Source organism: Amycolatopsis bullii (assembly GCF_014654205.1).
Taxonomy (GTDB): domain Bacteria; phylum Actinomycetota; class Actinomycetes; order Mycobacteriales; family Pseudonocardiaceae; genus Amycolatopsis; species Amycolatopsis plumensis.
Genome location: NZ_BNAW01000031.1, coordinates 20843 through 42909 on the forward strand (window position 1 = coordinate 20843; position 22067 = coordinate 42909).

Sequence of the window (22067 nt, forward strand, 5' to 3'; positions counted from 1 at the left end):
GGGGAGGACGACATGGCCCGACCGGTGTGGAGCGGCGCACTGAGCCTGGGGCTGGTCACCGTGCCGGTGGAGCTGTACCCGGCGGTGGCGGACCACACGATCCACTTCCACCAGTTCGAACGCGGGACGTCGGACCGGATCCGCAACCGGCGGGTCAACGAGCGGACCGGCGAAGAGGTCACCCAGGACGAGATCGTCAAGGGCTACGACCTCGGCGGCGGCGATCACGTGCTGGTCGAACCCGACGAGCTGGACGAGATCGCGCCCGAGCGGTCGCGCCGGATCGACATCGAGCAGTTCGTCGAGCTCGACGAGATCGACCCGTGGTTCTTCGACAAGACGTACTGGCTCAAACCGGCGAAGGAGGATTTCGCCAAGGCGTACGGCCTGCTGCTGCAGGCGATGGACCGCAGCGAGAAAGCCGGTGTCGCGAAATTCGTGCTGCGCGGCAAGGAATACCTCGCCGCGATTCGCGCCGGCGAGGACGTCATGGTGCTCAACACGCTGCACTTCGTCGCCGACCTGCGGAAGCCCAAGGACGTCATGGGCAAGCTGCCGGACCTGCCGAAGCCGCGGCCCAAGGAGCTGGACATGGCCCTCGCGCTGGTCGACGAGATGACCGCGCCGTGGAAGCCCGAGGAGTACCGCGACGAGTACTCGAAGCGCGTCGAAGAGCTGATCAAGGCGAAGGAAGCCGGCAAGGAGATCGCCCACGAAGAGGAGCCGGAGCCTTCGGCCGACGTCGTGGACCTGTTCGAGGCGCTGTCGCGGAGTGTGAAGAACCGCAAGGGCGGTGGCGGCGAGGAACCGAAGAAGAAAGCGGCGAAGAAGAAGGCGGCCAAGCCGGCGCTGTCCGAGCTGTCGAAGTCCGATTTGGACAAGCTGGCCCGCGAACAGGGCGTGAAGGGCCGGTCGAAGATGACGCGCGCCGAACTCGAGAAGGCCCTGAAGGCGTCGTGACCGGGCCCGGCTGGCGCGAACCGACCCTGGCCACGCTCACCGACCGCCGGTTCTCCGACGAGGACTGGATCTTCGAGCGCAAGCTGGACGGCGTCCGCGCGATCTGCGTGCGCGACGGCGGCACGCCGACGCTCTATTCGCGCAACCACAAGGTGATGGACAACGCCTACCCGGAGCTCGTCGAGGCCCTCGCGGATCAGGGAGGGCCTCGGTTCGTCGCGGACGGCGAGATCGTCGCCTTCGACGGCGCGAACACCAGTTTCGCCGCGCTGCAGCCCCGGATCCACATCAGCGACCCCGCGCGGGCCCGGGCGACCGGCGTGCGCGTCTACTACTACCTGTTCGACCTGCTGTACTTCGGCGACCAGGACACGACCGGACTGCCCTTGCGGCAGCGGAAGGCGCTGCTGCGGGACGCGTTCGACTTCGCGGACCCGCTCCGGCTGTCGTCGCACCGCAACACCGAGGGCGAGAAGTTCTTCGAAGAAGCGTGCCGCCGCGGCTGGGAAGGCGTCATCGCCAAGCGGGCGGACGCGCCGTACCACCACGGGCGGTCACCCGACTGGCTGAAGTTCAAGTGCGCGCAGGGACAAGAGCTCGTCATCGGCGGCTTCACCGATCCGCAGGGCGCCCGCCACGGCTTCGGCGCGCTCCTGCTCGGCTACCACGAAGACGGCGCCCTCAAGTACGCCGGCAAGGTCGGCACCGGGTTCGACGAGCGGCTGCTGACGTCGCTGCACGCGCAGTTGCGGGAGCGGGAGACGACCCGCTCGCCGTTCGCCGGGCCGGTCAAGGAACCCGGCGCCCACTGGGTGCGCCCCGAGCTGGTGGCGCAGATCGGCTTCTCCGAGTGGACGCGGGACGGGCGGCTGCGGCACCCGCGGTTCGCCGGGCTGCGCGAGGACAAGAAGGCCGCCGACGTCGTACGGGAGCGCGCGTGAAGACTTCCCACCCGGACAAGGTGTTCTACCCCGAAGACGGGCTGACCAAGGGGGACGTCGTCGAGTACTACCGCGCCGTCGCCGACGTCATGCTGCCGCACCTGCGCGGCCGCCCGCTGACGCTGCGGCGCTTTCCCGACGGCATCGGGAAGCCGGGCTGGTTCCAGAAGCACCCGGGGGAGCACTTCCCGGACTCGATCCGCGTCGAGCGCGTTCCCCGGCGCGGCGGCGGCACCGACGAATACGTCGTGTGCGAGGACGCCGGGACGCTGGAGTACCTGGCGAACCAGGGGACGGTGGAGTTCCACGTCTGGTTGTCCACGGTCGCCGCGCCGGAGCGGCCGGACCGGCTGGTGCTGGACCTCGACCCGCCGGAGGGCACCCCGGTGGCCGAGCTGCGTGCGGTCGCGCGGCGCATCCGCGACCACTACGAGCGGGTGGGGCTGACGGCGTTCGTCCAGGCCACCGGCGGCCGCGGGTTCCACGTCCTCGCGCCGCTGGACGCGAAGTCGGACACGGAAGTGGTGCTGGAGCTCTCGCGTGCCCTCGCCGACCGGGTCGCCGCCGACGACCCGGATCGCCTGACCACCGCCCAGCGCAAGGAAAAGCGCGGCGACCGGATCTTCCTGGACGCCAACCGCAACGCCTACGCCCAGACGTTCGTGGCCCCGTACTCGCTGCGTGCCCGCCCGGGTGCGGCGGCCGCGACCCCGCTGGACTGGCGCGAGCTGGGCAAGGCGGACCCGGACGGCTGGGCGCTGGGCAAGGAGAAGCAGCGGCTGGCCCGCAAAGAGGATCCTTGGCGCGAGCTGGACGAGCACGCGGGCTCGGCCGAAGCGGCGCTGAAGCAGCTCACTTGAGGAGCTTGCCCGCGGCTTTCAGGTCGGCGACGAAGCCCGCGTAGGCGTCGTCCCGGTCGGGAGCCCGCAGCACCGCCGAGGGGTGGACCGTCGCCACGGCCGACGGCACCAGCTCCGCCAGGTCCGCCGGCGGTTCCAGGGGCTCGCCCCGGTGGGCGGTCAACCGGAACTTCGGGCCCAGCAACGACTGGGCGGCCGTCGCGCCCAGCAGCAGCACGAGTTCGGGGCGCACCGCGCGCAGTTCCGCCAGCAGCCACGGGCGGCACGCGACCACTTCGGTGCGGCCCGGTTTCTGGTGGATCCGGCGCTTCCCGCGTTCGTCGCGCTTGAACTTGAAGTGCTTGACCGCGTTGGTGACGTACAGGGCCTGCCGGTCGAAGCCGGCTTCCTCGAAGGCGCGGTCCAGCAGCTTCCCGGCGGGGCCCACGAACGGCTCGCCCGCGAGGTCCTCCTTGTCGCCCGGCTGCTCGCCGACGACGAGCACCTTCGCCCCGGCCGAACCTTCGCCGAAGACCGTCTGCGTGGCGTCCTGGTACAGGTGGCACCCCTGGCAGCCGGACGCCGCCGACCGCAACCGGGTGAGGTCGGTGGTGTCCGGCGGCTCGGCACCGCGGGAATCCGGCATGCCCGCAGAAATTCCCCGGACGGGAGAGGGGTAAACGCGGCCGGCCCGGGTAGCCGGAACGACACCGCCAGGAGAAAGGAGTCCAGGATGACCACCGCACGCGACATCATGACGTCGGACGCGACCTGCGCCCGGGAGTCCGACACCGTGCACGACGCCGCGGTCACGATGGCGCAGAAGGGCGTCGGCGCCCTGCCGATCTGCGGCGAGGACAACCGGCTGAAGGGCATGATCACCGACCGCGACATCGTGGTGAAGGTGCTGGCCGAGGGCAAGGACCCGCGCGCGGTCCACGTCGGTGAGCTCGCCCAGGGCGAGGTCGTCACGATCGGCGCGGACGACGACGCCCAGGAGATCCTGCGCACGATGTCCGAGCACCGCGTCCGCCGGCTGCCGGTGATCGACGGGCACGACCTGGTCGGGATCGTCGCCCAGGCCGACGTGGCCAGGGCACTGTCGAACCCGAGTGCCGGCGAGCTGGTCGAGGCGCTGTCCTACGACTGAGCGGCGCTTCGACGCAGAACGGCCGCCCCCGGCGCGAGTTCCGGGGGCGGCCGTTTTTGTCGGTTCGTCAGGGCGTGCCGGTCGCCGGCGTCGCACCGTCCTCAGTGGATTCGCGGACCGACTCGGCGCGGGCGATGTGCCAGGCCACCAAGGCGCCCGCGCTCACCGTGCCCCAGAGCACGAGCGCGGCGTCGCGGGCGAACAGGCCGACGAGCAGCATCACCACCGCGGTGACGTCGCTGAGTACCAGCAACAGGTTCCAGCGCCTGGGCGAACGCAGCCTGGGGCCGCTGAAGGCGGCGGCGAACGCGGGATCACTCGCGCGCAGTTCGGCCTCGATTTCGCGCAGGGCGTGCCGTTCTCGATCCGGGAGCATGGGGGCCTCCTCGCCTCGGCTATCGAGCGGGGTACCCGTTTTCCCCGCTTCCGAAGCGGGAAACCTCAGTGGTTGTCACGGGGGATTCCCTTCGTCGCCGCGATGCGCTGGTAGGCCACGGCCGGCCGCAGCACCATGCCGTCACACAACTGGTCGACCATCGACCGCTGGATCTCCTGCCACGGCGTCTGCGACTCCGGTACCGGGTAGCCGCCCGCCTCGGCCAGTTCCCGGTGGCGCCGCGCGAGTTCGTCGTCGGGGATCAGCACGTCCGCGGTGCCGGCGCCGAGGTCGATCCGGACCCGGTCGCCGGTCCGCAGCACGGCGAGACCGCCGCCCGCCGCGGCTTCGGGGGAGGCGTTGAGGATCGACGGCGAGCCGGAGGTGCCCGACTGGCGGCCGTCGCCGAGGCAGGGCAGCTCGTGCACACCCCGCTTGATCAGGTCGGCGGGCGGGCGCATGTTGACCACCTCCGCCGAGCCGGGGTAGCCGAGCGGGCCGGTGCCGCGCATGACCAGCAGCGAGTGCTCGTCGACGCCGAGGTCCTCCTCGTCGATGCGCGCGTGGTAGTCCTCGGGGCCGTCGAACACGACCGCGGTGCCTTCGTAGACGCCCCCGGCCAGGTACCGCCGCCGGAACTCCGGCGAGATCACGCTGGACTTCATGATCGCCGCGTCGAAGAGGTTGCCCTTCAGCACCAGGAACCCGGCATCGGGCAGGAGGGCGGTGTCGAAGGTCCGGATGACGTCCCGGTCGCCGGCCTCGGCGTCGCGGCAGTTGTCGCCCAGGGTACGGCCGTTGACGGTGGGCGCGTCCTCGTGGATCAGCCCGTGCCGCATCAGCTCGTGCACCACGGCCGGGACGCCGCCCGCGCGGTGGAACTCCTCGCCGAGGTACTTGCCCGCGGGCTGCAGGTCGACCAGCAGCGGGACGCCGTGGCCGAGCCGCTGCCAGTCGTCGAGGGGCAGGTCGACGCCGATGTGCCGGGCGATCGCCCCGAGGTGGATGGGCGCGTTGGTGGACCCGCCGATCGCGGAGCTCACGACGATGGCGTTCTCGAACGCTTCGCGCGTCAGGATGTCCGAAGGCTTGAGGTCCTCGCGGACCATCTCGACGATCCGCAGCCCGGTCCGGTAGGCCATCCGCGCCCGGTCGCGGTGCGGGGCCGGGATGGCCGCGCAGCCGGGCAGGCTCATCCCCAGGGTTTCGGCGAGCGCGTTCATCGTGGACGCCGTGCCCATCGTGTTGCAGTGCCCCGGCGACGGCGCGGACGACGCGACGAGCTCCATGAACCCGGCGTCGTCGATCTCCCCGGCGGCGAGCAGCTCCCGCGCCTTCCAGATGATCGTGCCGGACCCGGTGCGCTCGCCGTTGAACCAGCCGTTGAGCATCGGGCCGCCGGAGAGCACGATGGCCGGGATGTCGACGGTCGCGGCGGCCATCAGGCACGCCGGGGTGGTCTTGTCGCAGCCGGTGGTGAGCACGACGCCGTCGATCGGGTAGCCGTAGAGGGTCTCCACCAGGCCGAGGTAGGCGAGGTTGCGGTCCAGCGCGGCGGTGGGGCGTTTGCCGGTTTCCTGGATGGGGTGGACCGGGAACTCGATCGCGACCCCGCCCGCCTCGCGGATGCCTTCGCGCGTCCGGTCGGCCAGCTGCAGGTGGTGACGGTTGCAGGGGGTCAGGTCGGAGCCGGTCTGCGCGATCCCGATGATCGGCTTGCCGGACTGCAGCTCCTCCCGGGTCAGGCCCCAGTTCTGGTAGCGCTCGAGGTAGAGCGCGGTCATACCGGGGTCGGCGGGGTTGTTGAACCAAGCTTCGCTGCGCAGTCCCATACCGGCCAGTCTGGCAACGGCGGTTCCGGAATGCACCCCCTCCGGAGGATGCAGTGAATGACTCATTCCTGGCCTCCGACGCCAGGAATGAGTCATTCACTGCAGGAGTTCGTGGCGGGCACCCGCGCCGGTGCCCGCCACGCACCCCCCTCAGCCGAGGCCGTTGAGGCCGATCACCCGGGAGTACCAGTGGGCGCTCTGCTTCGGCGTCCGCCGCTGCGTGGTGTAGTCGACGTGGACCAGGCCGAACCGCTTCGCGTACCCCTCGGCCCACTCGAAGTTGTCCAGCAGCGACCAGTAGAAGTACCCGCGCAGGTCGACGCCGGCCTGGATGGCGTCGTGCGCCGCCCGCAGGTGCGAGTCGAGGAACGCGACGCGGTCGGTGTCGACGATGTCACCGCCGTCGGAGACGACGTCGGGGTAGGACGCGCCGTTCTCCGTGATGTACAGCGGCACCGGCCGGTAACCGCGGTGCACCTGCAGCAGGGACTCGGTCAGCCCGGCCGGCTGGACCTCCCAGCCCGAGTCGGTGCGGGGGGCCGCCGGGTCCGGGACGAAGTGCACGTCGGCGGCGCCGACCCACTCCGGGCCCGCCGGCTCGCTGCCCGGCACCGGACGGCCCGCGACGCGGTAGTCGCGGTAGTAGTTCACGCCCAGCCAGTCGACGTGCGCGGCGATGACCGCGGCGTCGTCGTCGCGCACGACGGAGCCCAGGCCGAACGGCTCGAGGTCGGCGACCAGGTCGTCCGGGTAGCCGCCGCTCAGCACCGGGTCGAGGAACAGCCGGTTCTGCAGGCCGTCGATGCGCCGGGCCGCGGCGACGTCGGCGACGTTGGCCGGGTCGTGCGGGGCGACCGGGTACAGGTTCAGCGTGATGCCGGCCGCGGTACCCGGGGCGTGCCGCCGGATGATGTCCATCGCCAGGCCGTGTCCCAGCAGCAGGTGGTGCGTGGCCGCGACGGCCGCCGGGTGGTCGGTGCGGCCGGGCGCGTGGATGCCGCCCGCGTACCCGAGCATCGCCGCGCACCACGGCTCGTTGAGCGTCGACCAGCTGGCGACGCGGTCACCGAGCCGCTCCAGCACCGTCTCGGTGTACTCGGCGAACCGGTAGGCGGTGTCCCGGTTGGTCCAGCCGCCCTTCTCCTCCAGCGCCTGCGGCAGGTCCCAGTGGTACAGCGTGGCCCACGGCTGGATCCCGGACTCGAGCAGGCAGTCGACCAGCCGGTCGTAGAAGGCGAGCCCGGCGGCGTTCGCCTCGCCGCCGTCCGGCCGCACCCGCGGCCAGGCCAGCGAGAAGCGGTACGCACCGAGGTTGAGCCGGCGCATCAGCCCGACGTCTTCGGAGTACCGGCGGTAGTGGTCGGCCGCCGGCTCGCCGTTGTCGCCGCCCCGGACCGCACCCGGGCGGCGGGCGAAGACGTCCCAGACCGAGTCGGTGCGCCCGTCGGCCGTCGTGGCTCCTTCGACCTGGAACGCCGCGGTCGCGGCGCCCCAGACGAAGCCAGGCGGGAACATCAACGCGGTCTCCGCCCGAACGCTGTCGGGATGTACGGACATGTTCACCCTTTCACGGCACCTTGCATGATCCCGGCCACGATCTGGCGGCCGAGGAGGACGAAGACGATGAGGATGGGAATGGTGGCCAAGGTCGTGCCGGCCAGGACGAGCGAATAATCGATGTAGTAGCCGCTCTGCAGCTTCTCCAGGGCCACCTGGACGGTGGGGTTGCCGGCGTCCAGCACGACGAGCGGCCACAGGAAGTCGTTCCACGACATCATGAACGTGAACATCGCGAGGATCGCCGCGGCCGGGCGCACGGCGGGCATGCAGACGTTCCAGAAGATCCGGATCATGCTGCAGCCGTCGACGCGCGCGGCCTCGACGAGCTCGTACGGCAGCGCGTCGAGCGTGTACTGCCGCATCCAGAACACCCCGAACGCGGTGACCAGGTTGGGCACGATCACCGCCGCCAGGCTCCCCGTCCAGCCCAGTTCGGACATCGCGATGAACAGCGGGATGATGCCGAGCTGGGTGGGCACCGCGAGGGTCACGACGATGAACACGAACGCCTTGTTGCGCCCCCGGAAGCGCAGTTTCGCGAAGGCGAACCCGGCCAGCGAGGAGAACAGCACGGTCGTCAGCGTCACCGTGCCGGACACGATGACGCTGTTGGCCAGCGCCTTCCAGAACGGCACGGTGTCGAACACCCGCGCGGCGTTGGCGAAGAAGTTGCCGCCGGGCACGAACGGCGGGATGCGCTCGGTGAGCATCCCGTTGTCGCGGCTGGCCACCAGGAACGACCAATAGAACGGGAACAGCGAACCGAGCACGAAGATCGCCAGCACGACGTAGGTCGCCTTGCGGGGCCTGCCGAGCGTGGCGACCTTCTGCCGGAGGCCCGGCTTCCTCGTGTCACCGCCGAGGTCACGGCCTTGGACATCACTCTGGAGTGTGGTCATTTCTTCTTCACCTTCACCGCCGGGGTGCTGGCGATCCGGCTGGTGATGAAGAAGTTCGCCAGCGCGATGAGCACGATGATCAGGAACAGCACCCAGGCGATCGCCGAGGCGTAGCCGAGGTCGGCGTTCTGGAACGCCGTCTGGTAGAGGTACAGCGTCACGGTCTGGAACTGGTTGGTCGAACCGCCGTTGTTCGACCCCGGCATGGCGTCGAACAGCTTCGGCTCGGTGAAGATCTGCAGGCCGCCGATCGTCGAGGTGATGGTGATGAAGATCAGCGTCGGCCGCAGCAGCGGCAGGGTGACGTTCCAGAAGCGGCGCCACGTTCCGGCGCCGTCGATCAGCGCCGCCTCGTGCAGTTCCTTCGGGATGGCCTGCATGGCCGCCAGCACGATCAGGGCGTTGTACCCGGTCCAGCGCCAGTTCACCATGATCGCGATCGCGATGTGGCTGGCGAACCGGTTGGCCTGCCATTCGATCGGGTCCAGTCCGAAGGTCTGCAGCACGCCGTTGATCAGCCCGTACTTCGAGCCGAACAGGTTGGCGAAGATGATGCCGATGGCGACGAGACTGGCCGCGTACGGGAGCAGGATGCCCACGCGCCAGCCGGTCGCGCCGCGCAACCGGGCGCTGAGCAGCGCCGCCAGCAGGATCGCGATGATCAGCTGCGGGATGCTGGAGAGCAGGAAGATGCTGATCGTGTTGACCAGCGCGTTCCAGAACTGCGTGTCGGCGAACAGCTCGGTGTAGTTGCCGAAGCCGAGGAAGTCGGGTTGGTCGGTCCCGGCCTCCCACTTGAACATCGAGACGTACGCGGTGTAGAGCAGCGGGAACAGGCCGACGATCCCGAACACGACGAAGAAGGGGGCGATGTAGAGGTACGGCGAGACCTTGACGTCCCACCGGCTCAACCGGTGACGGAAGGTGGGCCGGGGAGACACCCGCTCCCCGGCCTTACTCCCTTCTGGCGCGACCTTGTCGATGACGGTCATCGGTTCAGCGCGTGATCTTCTTCGCGGCTTCGACCATCTGGTTCCACGCGTCCGCCGCCGGCTTGCCCTGCTCGACCGCCTGCAGGGCCGGGCTGGACGCGTTTTCCTGGATCTGGCCGTCACCGGGGCCCTTGTACTGCGGCTTCTGGACCTTCTTGGCCTGCTCGGCGAACAGCTGGCCGACCTTCGTGTCGCCGAAGTAGTCGTTGGTGTAGTTCAGCAGCGCCGGGTCCGAGAGCGCCTTGACCTGGCTGGGGAAGGTGCCCTTGGCCTGGAACGCCTTGATCTGCTGCTCGGGCGCGGTCAGCCAGGCCGCGAGTTCGGCGGCCTCCTTCGGGTGCTTCGACTGCGTCGGGACGGTCAGGTACGAGCCACCCCAGTTGCCGCCGCCGCCGGGGAACGCCGCGGTGACCGCCCACTTGCCCGCGTTCTCCGGGCCGGCGTGCTCCTTGATCACGCCGAGCATCCAGGCCGGGCACACCTTCGTGGCGAACGCGCTCTGCTTGAAGCTGGCTTCCCACTCGGGGCTGAACGCCGTGAGCTTGGCCGACTCGCCCTTGGCGACCGCGTCGGTGACCTTGGTCCAGGCGTCCTTGAGGCCCTGGTTGCTCTCGACGGCGAGCTTGTCGTCCTTGTTGATGTAGCCCTCGGGGAGCTGGTTGACCATCGCGTTGAAGTTCTGCGAGGCCGAGTCGAACCAGGCCTTGCCGTTGCTCTTCTTCACGAAGTCCGCGCCGGTCGCGAAGTAGCTGTCCCAGGTGGCGAACAGCGGCTTGACCGCTTCGGGGTCGTCCGGCAGGCCGGCGGCCTTGAACATGTCCTTGCGGTAGCACATGGCGAGCGGGCCGATGTCGGTGCCGTAGCCGATGAGCTTGCCGTCCTTGGTCTTGGCGGCTTCGTACTTCCAGCTCAGCCAGCGGTCCGGGGAGGCGTCGGCCGGGCCGATCTTGCTCAGGTCGTTGAACTTGGAGCCCTTGTCGAGGAAGTCCGACAGGTGGCCCTCTTCGAGGGCCGTCACGTCGGCGAGACCGGAACCCGCGGCCAGCTTGGTGACGAGTTCCTCGTGGTAGGGGCCGCCCTGGCCGGTCTTGCGGTGGGTGATCTTGATGTTGGGGTGCAGCCGCTCGTACTCCGGGATGAGGCCCTCGTAGCCGAACTCGGTGAACGTCGCCAGCGTCAGCTCGACCTTCTCGTTCGGGTTCGCGGCCGCCGGCGTGTTCGTGTCACCGCCCCCGCTGCAGGCCGAGGCGCCGAGCGCCGTCATCGTGATGCCCAGTGCCAGGACCAGGCCGTTCCGGATCGTTCTCACGTGTCCAACCACCTTGTTGACGGGAATGAGCGCTCTCACTGCTGGGAGCCGATCTGGGAGCGCTCCCAGGTGTGGGAGAGTCTGCTGGGGCCCCTTACCGGTGTCAAGAGGTCGTAACCGGAGCGTTTCCTGCGAGGAGCGCTCCCGGACGCGCGAGCGTGTGAACGTTAAGCTGAGGCGGTCAGAGTTGCAGAGGGTGAGCGAGGGCGGTGCCGTGGGGCCTCGAGCAGGGGATGAAGAACGGCCGACACTGGAGGACGTCGCGGCGTTCGCCGGTGTGTCGCGGTCGACGGCGTCACGGGCGTTGAACGACGACGCGTACGTCAGCGCGGCGGCGCGCGAGAAGGTCCTGGCCGCGGCCCGTGACCTGGGCTATTCCCCGAACCAGGCGGCGCGATCGCTGGTCACGCGCCGCACCGGGGCGATCGCGGTGGTGCTGTCGGAGCCGGAGTCCCGGCTGCTCGACGACCCCTACCGCGCCGCCGTCATGCGGGCGGGCTACCGGGAGCTCGCCGACGTCGGCCGCCAGATGGTGCTGATCTTCAGCGACATCCGCGAGGACCTGAGCCGCACGGTCCGGTTCCTCGAGGGCGGCCACGTCGACGGCGCGCTGGTGTTCGCCCCGCACCGGGCCGACCCGCTGCCGAAGGCGCTGCGGCTGCTGCGCATCCCGGTGGTGTTCGGCGGCCAGGCGGCCGGCATCCGCCGCGGCGTCCACGTCGTCGACTTCGACAACGAGGGCGGCGCCCGGCTGGCGGTCGAGCACCTGGTCGCCTCCGGCAGGCGGCGGATCGCCACGATCGCCGGCCCCCAGGACCAGAGCGCCCCGATCGACCGCCTCGCCGGCTGGCGCAAGACCCTCCTCGACGCCGGGCTCGACCCCGCCGACCTGGCCGAAGAGGGCGATTTCACCCTTTCGGGCGGCGCGAACGCGATGTCGTCGCTGCTGGCCCGGCACCCGGACCTCGACGCGGTGTTCGTCGCCAGCGACATGATGGCGGTGGGCGCGCTGCGCACCCTCGGCGGCGCGGGCCGCCGCGTCCCGGACGACGTCGCGGTGGTCAGCTTCGACGACAACGTGACACTGGCCCCGGCCATGGACCCGCCGCTGACGTCGGTCCACCAGGACCCGCGCGAGCAGGTCCACGCCATGGTCGAGACCCTGATGCGGCTGCTCGACGACCAGAACCTGAAGCCGCGCCAGCACATCCTCCCCGTCTCCCTGGCGGTTCGCGCCTCCAGCTGACCCACCGTGTCCGGCCGAACCCGCGTGTCGTCCATCCGGACACGCGGGTCGTCCGGCTGGGCGCGTGCCGGTTTCTCCGGCCGCGCTCAACTCCGCGTGTGCTGGACCGGTCGGCGTTCCCCGGTAGGTGGGAGCTTCCCGGCGCAGGTGTACACGTTCGGCGCTAAATAACGTTTCACGAAACGGTGCGTCACCATCTGACTGGGCCGAAAGAGTGAGCTGCCCACCATCGGGGGCGGCTGTTCAGGAGCGTTCAGTGCGCCGCCGCTCGCCGGACGCGCAGAAGTGACGTTCCGGGGCCCGGTGTCCTTCTGACTCGATTCTTTACATCCAGGTTTCCGGCTGGCTACCGTCTGCGCCTGGAAGCGCTCCCAGATCGCTGGCTCCCTACGGACAAAGGAGTTCCGCAGCCATGCGTTCCTCTCCTCGAAAGCGCGCCCGTGCGCTGGCACTGGCCTCGGCCGTGCTGGCGGTCACGGGTGCGGTGGTCGCCCCACCACCGGCGCTCGGCGCCGACATCGCCTGTTCCGTCACCTACACCACCAACGACTGGGACACCGGGTTCACCGCGAACGTCTCGCTGCGCAACGACGGAGCTCCGTTCGACAGCTGGAAGGTCGGCTGGACGTTCCTCGACGGCCAGAAGGTCCAGCAGGGCTGGAGCGCCACGTTCGCCCAGTCGGGCGCCGCGGTCACCGCGACGAACATGTCCTACAACGGCCACCTCGACACCGGCGCCAGCACGTCGTTCGGGTTCAACGGCACGAAGGGCTCGGCCAACCGGCCGCCGACGGACTTCTCCGTGAACGGCACCGCGTGCACCGGCGCCAACAAGGCGCCGACGGTCACCTTGACCTCGCCGAGTTCGACCGGCACCTATTACGCCCCGGCGACGATCCCGCTGGCCGCCACGGCCGCCGACAGCGACGGCACGGTGAGCAAGGTCGAGTTCTATGCCGGTGACACGCTGCTGGCCACCGACACCGCCGCCCCGTTCGAAGGCAACTGGGGCAACGTCCCGGCCGGGACGTATTCGATCAGCGCCAAGGCGTACGACAACAAGGGCGCCAGCACGACCTCCAGCCCGGTCAGCGTGAAGGTCCTGTCCGGGCCGACGATCGTCGCCGCCCCGGCGACCGCGCAGGTCAAGCAGGGCGGGACGACGACGTTCGCGGTCTCCCTCGCCGGTGCCCCGTCCGCGCCGGTGACCGTCGCGGTCGCGCGGACGACGGGCAGCACGGACCTGACGGCCGCTCCGGCGAGCCTGACGTTCACATCGGCGAACTGGAACGTGCCGCAGAACGTCACGGTCACCAGCGCCGACAACGGGGGAGCGCTGGGCAGTGCGACCTTCACCGCGAGCAGCTCCGGCTACACCGCGGCGACGGTGACGGTGAACGAGATCTCGTCGTCCACTTCGGACTACCAGCTCGCGTTCCTGACGCAGTACAACAAGATCAAGGACCCGAACAACGGGTACTTCCGCAAGTTCGGCAACATCCTGGTGCCGTACCACTCGATCGAGACGCTGATCGTCGAGGCCCCGGACCACGGGCACGAGACGACGTCGGAGGCGTTCAGCTACTACCTGTGGCTGGAAGCGTCCTACGGCCGGGTCACCGGCGACTGGGCCCCGTTCAACCAGGCCTGGACCTCGATCGAGACCTACGCCATCCCGTCGGCGGCGGACCAGCCGGGCAACTCCGGCTACAACGCCAGCAAGCCGGCGACGTACGCGGCGGAGTACCCGAGCCCGAAGTCGTACCCGTCGCCGCTGCAGTCGAACGTCCCGGTCGGGTCCGACCCGATCGCGGCCGAGCTGAAGGCGGCCTACGGTTCGCCGGACGTCTACGGCATGCACTGGCTGCTCGACGTGGACAACATCTACGGCTTCGGGCACTGCGAGGACGGCACGAACACCGCGCCGGCGTTCATCAACACCTTCCAGCGCGGCTCGCAGGAATCGGTCTGGGAGACGGTCACGCAGCCCAGCTGTGACGTGCTGAAGTTCGGTGGCAAGAACGGGTACCTCGACCTGTTCACCGGCGACTCCTCCTACGCCAAGCAGTGGAAGTACACCGACGCGCCCGACGCGGACGCCCGCGTGGTCCAGGTGGCCTTCCAGGCCGAGAAGTGGGCGCAGGCGCAGGGCAAGAGCGCCGACGTCGCGGCCGTGCTGAAGAAGGCGTCGAAGATGGGCGACTACCTGCGGTACTCGCTGTTCGACAAGTACTTCAAGAAGATCGGCAACTGCGTGGGCCCGGCGAGCTGCCCGGCCGGGACCGGCAAGGACAGCGAGCACTACCTCATCTCGTGGTACTACGCCTGGGGCGGTTCGATGGACTCGTCCAGCGCCTGGGCGTGGCGCATCGGCGACGGTGCGGCGCACCAGGGTTACCAGAACCCTCTGGCCGCGTACGCGTTGTCGGCCGATCCGGGCCTGAAGGTCACTTCGGCGACCGGGGCGACCGACTGGGCGACCAGCCTCAGCCGGCAGATGGAGTTCCTGCAGTGGCTGCAGTCGTCCGAAGGCGGTCTCGCCGGCGGTGCGACCAACAGCTGGGACGGCCAGTACGGCACCCCGCCCGCGGGCACGCCGACGTTCTACGGGATGTACTACGACTGGCAGCCGGTCTGGCACGACCCGCCGAGCAACCAGTGGTTCGGCTTCCAGACCTGGGGCATGGAGCGGATCGCCGAGTACTACCAGGCGACCGGTGACGCCCGGGCGAAGAAGATCCTCGACAAGTGGGTGCCCTGGGCGATCGCGAACACCACGGTCGGCGCGGGCGGGAGCTTCCAGATCCCGTCCGACCTGACCTGGAGCGGCGCACCGGACACGTGGAACGCCACCAGCCCCGGGTCGAACACCGGCCTGCACGTCGCGGTGAAGAACTACAGCCAGGACGTCGGGGTCGCGGCCTCGCTCGTCAAGACGCTGCTCTACTACGCGTCCGGGTCGAGCAACGCCCAGGCCAAGACGGTCGGGGAGCAGCTGCTGAACGCCCTGTCGGCCAACACCGACGCCAAGGGCATCGCGGTGCCGGAGACCCGGACGGATTACGACCGGTTCGACGACAAGTACAACGCCACGACCGACCAGGGGCTGTACGTGCCCTCGGGCTGGACGGGCACCATGCCGAACGGCGACGCGATCAACTCCAGCTCCACGTTCCTGTCGATCCGGTCGTTCTACAAGAGCGACCCGCAGTGGCCGAAGGTCCAGGCCTACCTGGACGGCGGGGCTGCGCCGACGTTCACCTACCACCGGTTCTGGGCGCAGTCGGAGATCGCCACGGCGTTCGCCGCGCACGTCGCCCTGTTCGGCTGAGAGGCACTTGATGAAGCGACTGCTCTCGCTGGTGGTCGCCGCACTGGTCGGGGGCGCCGTTCTCACGGCGTCCCCGGCCACCGCGGCCCCGGAGACCACGGCGGCGGCCGGCACCGGCACCGGGTTCTGGCACGCTGCCGGATCCCAGCTGGTCGACGCGACCGGCGCGCCGGTCCGGATGACCGGGATCAACTGGTTCGGTGCCGAGACGGCCAATTACTCGCCGCATGGGCTGTGGAGCCGCAACTACAAGGACATGCTCGACCAGATGGCCGGGCTCGGGTACAACACGCTGCGGCTGCCGTACTCGAACCAGCTGTTCGACGCCGGGTCCAAGCCGGTCGGCATCGACCAGGTGCAGAACCCGGACCTGCAGGGCCTGTCCGGCCTGCAGGTGCTCGACAAGATCGTCGCCTACGCCGGGGTCAAGGGCATGCGCGTGCTCCTGGACCGGCACCGGCCGGACTCCGGCGCGCAGTCCCCGCTCTGGTACACCGGCGCGTACTCCGAAAGCCGCTGGATCTCCGACTGGACGATGCTGGCCCAGCACTACAAGGGCAACCCGACGGTGATCGGCGCCGACCTGCACAACGAACCGCACTCGATCCAGGGCGGCGGGGGAGCGTGCTGGGGCTGCGGCGACACCGCGACCGACTGGCGGCTGGCCGCCGAACGGGCCGGCAACGCCGTGCTCGCGGCGAACCCGGACTGGCTGATCGTCGTCGAAGGCGTCGACTGCGTCAGCGGCACCGGCGACCCGGAGTGCGGCTGGTGGGGCGGCAACCTCTCCGGGGCGAAGCAGTTCCCGGTGCGACTGTCCGAACCGGACAAGCTGGTGTACTCCGCGCACGAGTACGCGACTTCGGTCTTCGCCCAGAAATGGTTTTCCGACCCGGCGTTCCCGGCGAACCTGCCCGCGCTGTGGGACCACTTCTTCGGCTACCTGCACAAGCAGAACATCGCGCCGGTGCTGCTCGGTGAGTTCGGCTCCACGCTCGCCGACCCGCGCGACAAGGTCTGGCTGCAGGAACTGATGAAGTACGCCGGCACGGGCCCGTCCGGGATGAGCTTCACCTACTGGTCGTGGAACCCGAACTCGGGCGACACCGGCGGCATCCTCAACGACGACTGGACGACGGTCAACCAGGCCAAGCAGGCGATCCTGCAGCCGTACCTGATCCCTCCGGTGGGCTCGGGCGGCGGCACGACCGACCCGCCGCCCGCGGCGAGCTGCGCGGTCACCTACCACGTCGACAACACCTGGCAGGGTGGCTTCACCGCCACCGTGACGCTGAAGAACACCGGCAGCCCGGCGCTGAAGAACTGGGCGCTCGGCTGGACCGTGCCGTCCGGGACGCAGATCACCGGCGGCTGGAACGCGACCGTCACACAGACCGGGCAGCAGGCGAGCGCCAAGGCGCCCGCCTGGGCGCCCGACCTCGCCGGCGGGGCCTCGGTGTCGATCGGCATCCAGGCCACCGGCGGCTCGACCGGCGCACCGAGCGGCTTCGCCGTCGGCGCGACCGCCTGCACCACCTGACCCACCCCACCGAAAAACACTAAGGAGCGCACTCGATGAGGAGTGAATTCTGGTCCGCGAAGAGGAAGTCACGGTTCGCCGTGGCGTCCTCGGTGACGGCGGCGGCGATGACCGCCGGATTACTGGTGGCCGGGGGCAGTCCGGCGGGCGCCGCCACCGGCTGCAAGGTCACCTACACGGTCAACCAGTGGGACACCGGCTTCACCGCGAACGTCGCCGTGACCAACCTCGGCGACGCCGTCTCGTCCTGGAACGTCGAATGGGACTTCGCCGGCAACCAGCAGGTGCAGCAGGGCTGGAGCGCCACGTTCAGCCAGAGCGGCAAGCACGTGAGCGCGAAGAACCCGTCGTGGGGCGGCAACCTGGGCGCGAACGCGACGGCCAGCTTCGGCTTCAACGGCTCGTACTCGGGCACCAACGACATCCCGACGTCGTTCTCGCTCAACGGGGCCCACTGCGACGGCACGTCCCCGACCACGACGCCGACGACACCCAGCACCACGACGACGACCCCGACGACGACCCCCACGACCACGACGACCACCCCGACGACGGTGACCACGACGCCGCAGCCGGGAACCCACGTGGACAACCCGTACGTGGGGTCGAAGGGGTACGTGAACCCGGACTGGTCGAGCGAGGTCAGCGCGGCGGCCGCGGCCAAGGGCGGCACGCTCGGCGCGCAGATGGCCAAGGTGGCCAACACCTCGACCGCGGTCTGGCTGGACCGGATCGCCGCGATCGCCGGCACGGCGGACTCGCGGGGCCTGCGCGGGCACCTCGACGCGGCGCTGGCGCAGCAGAGCGGCGGCACCCCGGTGACCATCCAGATCGTCGTCTACGACCTGCCCAACCGCGACTGTGCGGCGCTGGCGTCCAACGGTGAGCTGAAGGCCGCCCAGAACGGCCTGGCCCGGTACAAGAGCGAGTACATCGACCCGATCGCGTCGATCCTGTCCGACGCGAAGTACGCGCCGCTGCGGATCGTGGCGATCGTGGAGCCGGACTCGCTGCCGAACCTGATCACGAACACCTCGATGGCGGCGTGTGCGGAAGCCCAGTCCACCGGGGTCTACACGCAGGGCATCCAGTACGCGCTGAACAAGCTGCACGCGATCTCCAACGTCTACAACTACCTGGACATCGCGCACTCGGCGTGGCTGGGCTGGGACAGCAACTTCGGCCCGTTCGTCAACCTGGTCAAGCAGACGCTGCAGGGCACCACGGCCGGCGTGAACAGCATCGACGGCTTCATCAGCTCCACCGCCAACTACACGCCGCTGACCGAGCCGAACCTGCCCGACCCGAACCTCACCGTCGGCGGGCAGCAGCTGAAGTCGGCGACGTTCTACCAGTGGAACCCGTACTTCGCGGAGGTTCCGTTCGCCACCGCGATGTACAACGCCTTCGTGGCGGCGGGCCTGCCCAGCAGCATCGGCATGCTGGTGGACACCTCCCGCAACGGCTGGGGCGGCGCGGCCCGGCCCAGCGGGGCCTCCGGGTCCACGGTGGACGCCTACGTGAACTCGGGCCGGATCGACCGGCGGCTGCACCGCGGCAACTGGTGCAACCAGAGCGGTGCCGGTCTCGGCGTGCGGCCCACGGCGGCACCCGCGGCGCACTTCGACGCCTACGTCTGGGTCAAGCCGCCGGGTGAGTCCGACGGCGCGAGCCAGCAGATCCCGAACGACGAGGGCAAGGGCGCGGACCCGATGTGCGACCCGACCTTCCACGGGACGCAGCAGGCCAACGGCGGCAACCTGACCGGTGCCCTGCCGAACGCCCCGCTGTCCGGCAAGTGGTTCGAGGCCCAGTTCGAGGAACTGGTCCAGAACGCCTACCCGCCGGTGCAGTAGCCAGACCCCGGGCCGGGCGGTGCCGCGCAGCCGCCGCCCGGCCCGGCCTCCACCACGGCGGCAGCGGCCTGTCCCGCCGGGCCGCTCGCCGCGGTCCCGCCCGCGCCGCCTGACCGGCCGGGCGGGACAGCGAGATCCGGCCCCGGTGCTCGCAGCGGCCTCCTGCGGCGCCGGGCCGGATCCCGCGGCTCGTCTCTTCGGCGGCTCAGCCGAGGTCCTTGCGGAAACTCAGCCGGTCCAGTCCCGGCCCGTCGTAGTCGGGCTGGACCGGCACCCCCTCGAACTCCTTCGGCCCTGGTTCGGTGACGAACCCCATCCGGGTGTGGAACGCGTGCGAACCCTTGTTCTCCGGCGAAGTGATCGCCCGGACCACCGAGCGCCCGTGCGCGGCGCTGTAGGCGAAGAAGCGCTCGTACAGCGCCGCGCCCAGGCCGCGACCGCGCTCGGCGGGCTCGACCCCGACGAAGTGGATGTAGCTCTCGGCCGGCCTCGACGGCGAGAGGAACCCGATCAGGAACGCGACGATCCGCCCGTCCGCCGTCACCAGGAAGCTGCTGGCCGTGAAGTGCTGGAACATCAGCTTCGGCAGCAGCAGCGCCCGTTGGCGCGAGCCCGCTTCGCCGCCGAGACCACCCCACCAGCGGTCGAGGACCGCCAGCACGGGCAGGTGGTCGTCGGGGCCGGGGTGCCGGATCGTGTGGTGCCGCCAGGGCTCGGGCAGGGGGGAGACCATGGCCCCCACCCTGCCCGGTCCGGCAGGCCCCGGCGAGCGGGTTTCCGGTCAGGGGACGAGCTTGTGCACCCCGATCAGCACCTGCTGCCAGACGGCGGCGGGATCGGCGCCCTGCTCGACCGCCTTGAGCGACGGCGCGATCACCGTCTCCTGGATCTTGCCGTCGCCCGGCCCCTTGTACTGCGGTTTCCCGACCTTGCGGGCCTGCGCGACGAACACCTGGCCGCTCAGCGCCCCGCCGAAGTAGCCGTTCATCTCGCTGAGCAGGTCCGGGGAGGTGAAGGCGTCGACCTGGCTCGGGAAGTTCCCGCTGACCCGGAACGCGTGCAGCTGCTGCTCCGGCGCGGTCAGCCAGGCGGCGAGCGCGGCGGCCTCCTTCTGGTGCGGGCTCGAGGCCGGCACGGTGAGGAAGGACCCGCCCCAGTTGCCGCCGCCGTCCGGGAAGGCGTCGGTGAGCGCCCACTTGCCCGCGTTGCCGACGCCGGCCTGCTGCTCGATGACGCCGAGCATCCACGACGGACAGACCTTCGTCGCGAAGGCGCCGGTGCGCAGGCCGTTGTTGCCGTCGTCCTGGAAGGCGGTCAGCCCGGCCGACTGCCCCTGCTTCACCGCGGCGGTGACCTGGTTCCAGGCGTCCCTCAGCGCCGTGTTCGTCTCCAGCGTCGAGTGGTTTTCGCGGTCGAGGTAGCCGACCGGGAGCTGGTTCACCTTGGCGTTGAAGACCTGCGCCGCGGAGTCGAACCACGGCTTGCCGTGCGAGCGCTTGACGTACTTCTCGCCGGCCTGGAAGAAGCTGTCCCAGGTCGCGAACATCGTCTTGACCGAGCCCGGGTCGGTCGGCAGCCCGGCCGCTTCGAGCAGGTCCTTGCGGTAGCACATGGCCAGCGGGCCGATGTCCGTGCCGTAGCCGACGAGCTTGCCGTCCTTGCTGCGGCCCGCCTCGTACTTCCACTCCAGCCACCGGCCGGGTTTCACGTCGGGCGGCCCGATCCTGGCCAGGTCGGCGAACTTGTCCGCGTGGGCGAGCACGTCGGCGAGGTGGCCTTCCTCGACGGCCTGGACGTCGGCGAGCTCCTGGCCCTTCTGCAGCTTGTCCAGCAGGTCCTGGTGGTACGGTCCACCCTGCTCGGTCCGGACCTGGCGGATGGTGAGCCCGGGGTGGGTGAACTGGTAGCCGGGGATCAGGTCGTCGTAGCCGAACTCGCCGAACGTCGCCACGGTGAGCGTGATCCGCTCCGGCGTGCCCGGCCCGCACCCGCCGGTCAGGATGAGCAGGACGACGGCGGCGGCGAAGGCCAGCTGTCTTCGGATCTGCTTCATGCGCGCGCACTCCCCGTTCGCGGCACGCTCCCGGCCCCCATTGGCTGGGAGCGCTCCCGGGGGGAGTCTCGTTTCCCGATGCGGCGGGTGTCAAGGGACGCGACGGCGGGTGTCCGCGCGGACACGGACCGCGGGGTCCGTGTCCGGCGTCTTGGCTGGTGGTGCCGTCGTTTGTGGTGCTCGGACTCGTGGTGCGAAGAGAGGGTGCGATGAAGCGTCCGACGATCACCGACATCGCGAAGGAGGCCGGCGTCTCCAAGGGCGCGGTGTCCTACGCCCTCAACGGCCGCCCCGGCGTCTCGGAGGCCACCCGGCGGCGGATCACCGAGATCGCCCGGGAGCTCGGGTGGGCGCCGAGCAGTACCGCGCGGGCGCTGTCCGGCGGCCGGACCGGGGCGCTCGGCCTGGTGCTCGACCGGTCCCTGGAGGCGTTCGTCCCGGCCCTGCTCGACGGCTTCGAGGGCGAGCTGCTGCTGCAGGCCGCGCCCGGCCGCGACGCGGCGCTGGTCATCTACCGCCGGTGGCGAGCGGAGCGGAAGGTCGACGGCGTGCTGCTGACCGAGCCGGGCTGCGCGGCCGAACTGGTGCGGATCGGCCTGCCGGCGGTGGCGCTCGGCGGCCCGGGCGGGATGCCGGGTGTCCCGTCGGTGCTGGTCGACGACGTCACCGGCGCCGCCGAGGCGCTGGCCTACCTCGCCGCACTGGGGCACCGGCACGTGGTCCGCATCGCGGGTGCGGCGGCGTTCGCCGACCCCGCGGCGCGGGGCCGGGCGTTCACCACCGCGGCGACCGGGATCCCGCACCCGGGCACGGTCCGCCCCGAACCCTCGGCCGACGCGGTCCGCCGGGTGCTGTCCACCCGTCCCCGGCCCACGGCGCTGCTGTGCGACACCGACGACCTGGCGGTGGCCGCGCTCGCCGCCGCGCGGGAGCTCGGCCTCGCGGTGCCGAAGGACCTTTCGGTGGTGTCGTGGGACGACACCCCGCTCTGCCGGCTGGTCCGCCCGGCGCTCACGGCCATCCGGCGCCCGCTGGCCGAACTCGGCTCGCTGGCGGCCGGGGTCCTGCAGGACCTGCTGGCGGGGGAGCAGGTCGGTGACGTGTACACGTCCCGGCCGCGGTTGATCACGCGGGGCAGCACGGGCCCGGCGAACGCGTGAGGGCCGCTCTCGCCGGGTGGCTG

Annotated in this window: 18 protein-coding genes; 9 read left to right on the forward strand and 9 right to left on the reverse strand. The window is 70.3% G+C overall.

The window, feature by feature from the left end; genetic code table 11:
• Nucleotides 1-12: 12 nt before the first annotated feature.
• The 3 genes from ku to ligD (IE317_RS28780) are packed head-to-tail and all read left to right on the forward strand — an operon-like array spanning nt 13 to nt 2761.
• The gene (ku, locus tag IE317_RS28770) at nt 13-960 is read left to right on the forward strand and encodes a non-homologous end joining protein Ku (RefSeq protein ID WP_191314480.1); all 948 of its coding nucleotides are present in this window, start codon (nt 13-15) and stop codon (nt 958-960) included.
• Complete coding sequence (gene ligD / locus IE317_RS28775) at nt 957-1901, forward strand: non-homologous end-joining DNA ligase (RefSeq protein ID WP_191314481.1); 945 nt, start codon at nt 957-959, stop codon at nt 1899-1901. The genes ku and ligD (IE317_RS28775) overlap by 4 nt, the downstream gene beginning before the upstream one ends.
• Nucleotides 1898-2761, forward strand: a complete 864-nt coding sequence (gene ligD, locus IE317_RS28780; RefSeq protein ID WP_191314482.1) for a non-homologous end-joining DNA ligase — start codon at nt 1898-1900, stop codon at nt 2759-2761. Before ligD (IE317_RS28775) ends, ligD (IE317_RS28780) begins: the two co-directional genes overlap by 4 nt.
• Here the strand turns inward: ligD (IE317_RS28780) and IE317_RS28785 are convergent.
• A complete protein-coding gene (locus tag IE317_RS28785) occupies nt 2754-3386 on the reverse strand; it encodes a UdgX family uracil-DNA binding protein (RefSeq protein WP_191314483.1) in 633 nt (210 codons plus the stop codon). The genes ligD (IE317_RS28780) and IE317_RS28785 overlap by 8 nt on opposite strands.
• 87 nt (nt 3387-3473) lie before the next feature.
• On the opposite strand from IE317_RS28785, the gene IE317_RS28790 reads away from it, so the two are divergent.
• Nucleotides 3474-3890: a CBS domain-containing protein gene (locus tag IE317_RS28790; protein ID WP_043781305.1), complete on the forward strand. Its 417-nt coding sequence runs from the start codon at nt 3474-3476 to the stop codon at nt 3888-3890.
• Nucleotides 3891-3957: 67 nt separating this feature from the next.
• On the opposite strand, the gene IE317_RS28795 is transcribed toward IE317_RS28790, so the two are convergent.
• From IE317_RS28795 to IE317_RS28820, 6 genes are all read right to left on the reverse strand, one after another.
• The gene (locus IE317_RS28795) at nt 3958-4266 is read right to left on the reverse strand and encodes a DUF3040 domain-containing protein (protein ID WP_191314484.1); all 309 of its coding nucleotides are present in this window, start codon (nt 4264-4266) and stop codon (nt 3958-3960) included.
• 65 nt (nt 4267-4331) lie between these two features.
• Complete coding sequence (locus IE317_RS28800) at nt 4332-6098, reverse strand: IlvD/Edd family dehydratase (protein WP_191314485.1); 1767 nt, start codon at nt 6096-6098, stop codon at nt 4332-4334.
• A gap of 150 nt (nt 6099-6248) precedes the next feature.
• On the reverse strand, nt 6249-7661 hold the full coding sequence (locus IE317_RS28805) for a GH1 family beta-glucosidase (RefSeq protein WP_191314486.1): 1413 nt from the start codon (nt 7659-7661) through the stop codon (nt 6249-6251).
• A complete protein-coding gene (locus IE317_RS28810) occupies nt 7658-8557 on the reverse strand; it encodes a carbohydrate ABC transporter permease (protein WP_191314487.1) in 900 nt (299 codons plus the stop codon). The genes IE317_RS28805 and IE317_RS28810 overlap by 4 nt, the downstream gene beginning before the upstream one ends.
• The gene (locus tag IE317_RS28815; RefSeq protein ID WP_191314488.1) at nt 8554-9549 is read right to left on the reverse strand and encodes a carbohydrate ABC transporter permease; all 996 of its coding nucleotides are present in this window, start codon (nt 9547-9549) and stop codon (nt 8554-8556) included. Before IE317_RS28815 ends, IE317_RS28810 begins: the two co-directional genes overlap by 4 nt.
• A 4-nt stretch (nt 9550-9553) precedes the next feature.
• Complete coding sequence (locus tag IE317_RS28820; RefSeq protein ID WP_191314489.1) at nt 9554-10858, reverse strand: ABC transporter substrate-binding protein; 1305 nt, start codon at nt 10856-10858, stop codon at nt 9554-9556.
• 250 nt (nt 10859-11108) lie between these two features.
• Here IE317_RS28820 and IE317_RS28825 point away from each other — a divergent pair, with 250 nt between their 5' ends.
• From IE317_RS28825 to IE317_RS28840, 4 genes are all read left to right on the forward strand, one after another.
• The gene (locus tag IE317_RS28825; RefSeq protein ID WP_191314539.1) at nt 11109-12104 is read left to right on the forward strand and encodes a LacI family DNA-binding transcriptional regulator; all 996 of its coding nucleotides are present in this window, start codon (nt 11109-11111) and stop codon (nt 12102-12104) included.
• A gap of 412 nt (nt 12105-12516) precedes the next feature.
• Nucleotides 12517-15435 carry a glycoside hydrolase family 48 protein gene (locus IE317_RS28830; protein WP_191314490.1) on the forward strand — a complete coding sequence of 973 codons (2919 nt, stop codon included), beginning with the start codon at nt 12517-12519 and terminating at the stop codon, nt 15433-15435.
• A 10-nt stretch (nt 15436-15445) separates the two neighbouring features.
• Entirely contained in the window at nt 15446-16975 is a 1530-nt protein-coding gene (locus IE317_RS28835; protein WP_191314491.1) for a cellulase family glycosylhydrolase, read from the forward strand.
• Nucleotides 16976-17010: 35 nt separating this feature from the next.
• On the forward strand, nt 17011-18831 hold the full coding sequence (locus IE317_RS28840) for a glycoside hydrolase family 6 protein (RefSeq protein ID WP_191314492.1): 1821 nt from the start codon (nt 17011-17013) through the stop codon (nt 18829-18831).
• Between the two features lie 205 nt (nt 18832-19036).
• Here IE317_RS28840 and IE317_RS28845 read toward each other — a convergent pair whose 3' ends face one another.
• A complete protein-coding gene (locus IE317_RS28845; protein ID WP_191314493.1) occupies nt 19037-19564 on the reverse strand; it encodes a GNAT family N-acetyltransferase in 528 nt (175 codons plus the stop codon).
• Nucleotides 19565-19612: 48 nt separating this feature from the next.
• On the reverse strand, nt 19613-20884 hold the full coding sequence (locus IE317_RS28850; RefSeq protein ID WP_191314494.1) for an ABC transporter substrate-binding protein: 1272 nt from the start codon (nt 20882-20884) through the stop codon (nt 19613-19615).
• 209 nt (nt 20885-21093) lie between these two features.
• On the opposite strand from IE317_RS28850, the gene IE317_RS28855 reads away from it, so the two are divergent.
• A complete protein-coding gene (locus tag IE317_RS28855) occupies nt 21094-22044 on the forward strand; it encodes a LacI family DNA-binding transcriptional regulator (protein WP_191314495.1) in 951 nt (316 codons plus the stop codon).
• The last annotated feature ends 23 nt before the right edge of the window (nt 22045-22067 follow it).

Bases quoted from the DNA above. Each gene is read 5' to 3' on its own strand.
- ku (WP_191314480.1), top strand. From the start codon at position 13: ATGGCCCGACCGGTGTGGAGCGGCGCACTGAGCCTGGGGCTGGTCACC.
- IE317_RS28815 (WP_191314488.1), bottom strand. From the start codon at position 9,549: ATGACCGTCATCGACAAGGTCGCGCCAGAAGGGAGTAAGGCCGGGGAG.
- IE317_RS28850 (WP_191314494.1), bottom strand. From the start codon at position 20,884: ATGAAGCAGATCCGAAGACAGCTGGCCTTCGCCGCCGCCGTCGTCCTG.
- IE317_RS28810 (WP_191314487.1), bottom strand. From the start codon at position 8,557: ATGACCACACTCCAGAGTGATGTCCAAGGCCGTGACCTCGGCGGTGAC.
- IE317_RS28790 (WP_043781305.1), top strand. From the start codon at position 3,474: ATGACCACCGCACGCGACATCATGACGTCGGACGCGACCTGCGCCCGG.
- IE317_RS28845 (WP_191314493.1), bottom strand. From the start codon at position 19,564: ATGGTCTCCCCCCTGCCCGAGCCCTGGCGGCACCACACGATCCGGCAC.
- IE317_RS28830 (WP_191314490.1), top strand. From the start codon at position 12,517: ATGCGTTCCTCTCCTCGAAAGCGCGCCCGTGCGCTGGCACTGGCCTCG.
- IE317_RS28795 (WP_191314484.1), bottom strand. From the start codon at position 4,266: ATGCTCCCGGATCGAGAACGGCACGCCCTGCGCGAAATCGAGGCCGAA.
- IE317_RS28840 (WP_191314492.1), top strand. From the start codon at position 17,011: ATGAGGAGTGAATTCTGGTCCGCGAAGAGGAAGTCACGGTTCGCCGTG.
- IE317_RS28785 (WP_191314483.1), bottom strand. From the start codon at position 3,386: ATGCCGGATTCCCGCGGTGCCGAGCCGCCGGACACCACCGACCTCACC.
- IE317_RS28800 (WP_191314485.1), bottom strand. From the start codon at position 6,098: ATGGGACTGCGCAGCGAAGCTTGGTTCAACAACCCCGCCGACCCCGGT.
- IE317_RS28835 (WP_191314491.1), top strand. From the start codon at position 15,446: ATGAAGCGACTGCTCTCGCTGGTGGTCGCCGCACTGGTCGGGGGCGCC.
- IE317_RS28855 (WP_191314495.1), top strand. From the start codon at position 21,094: ATGAAGCGTCCGACGATCACCGACATCGCGAAGGAGGCCGGCGTCTCC.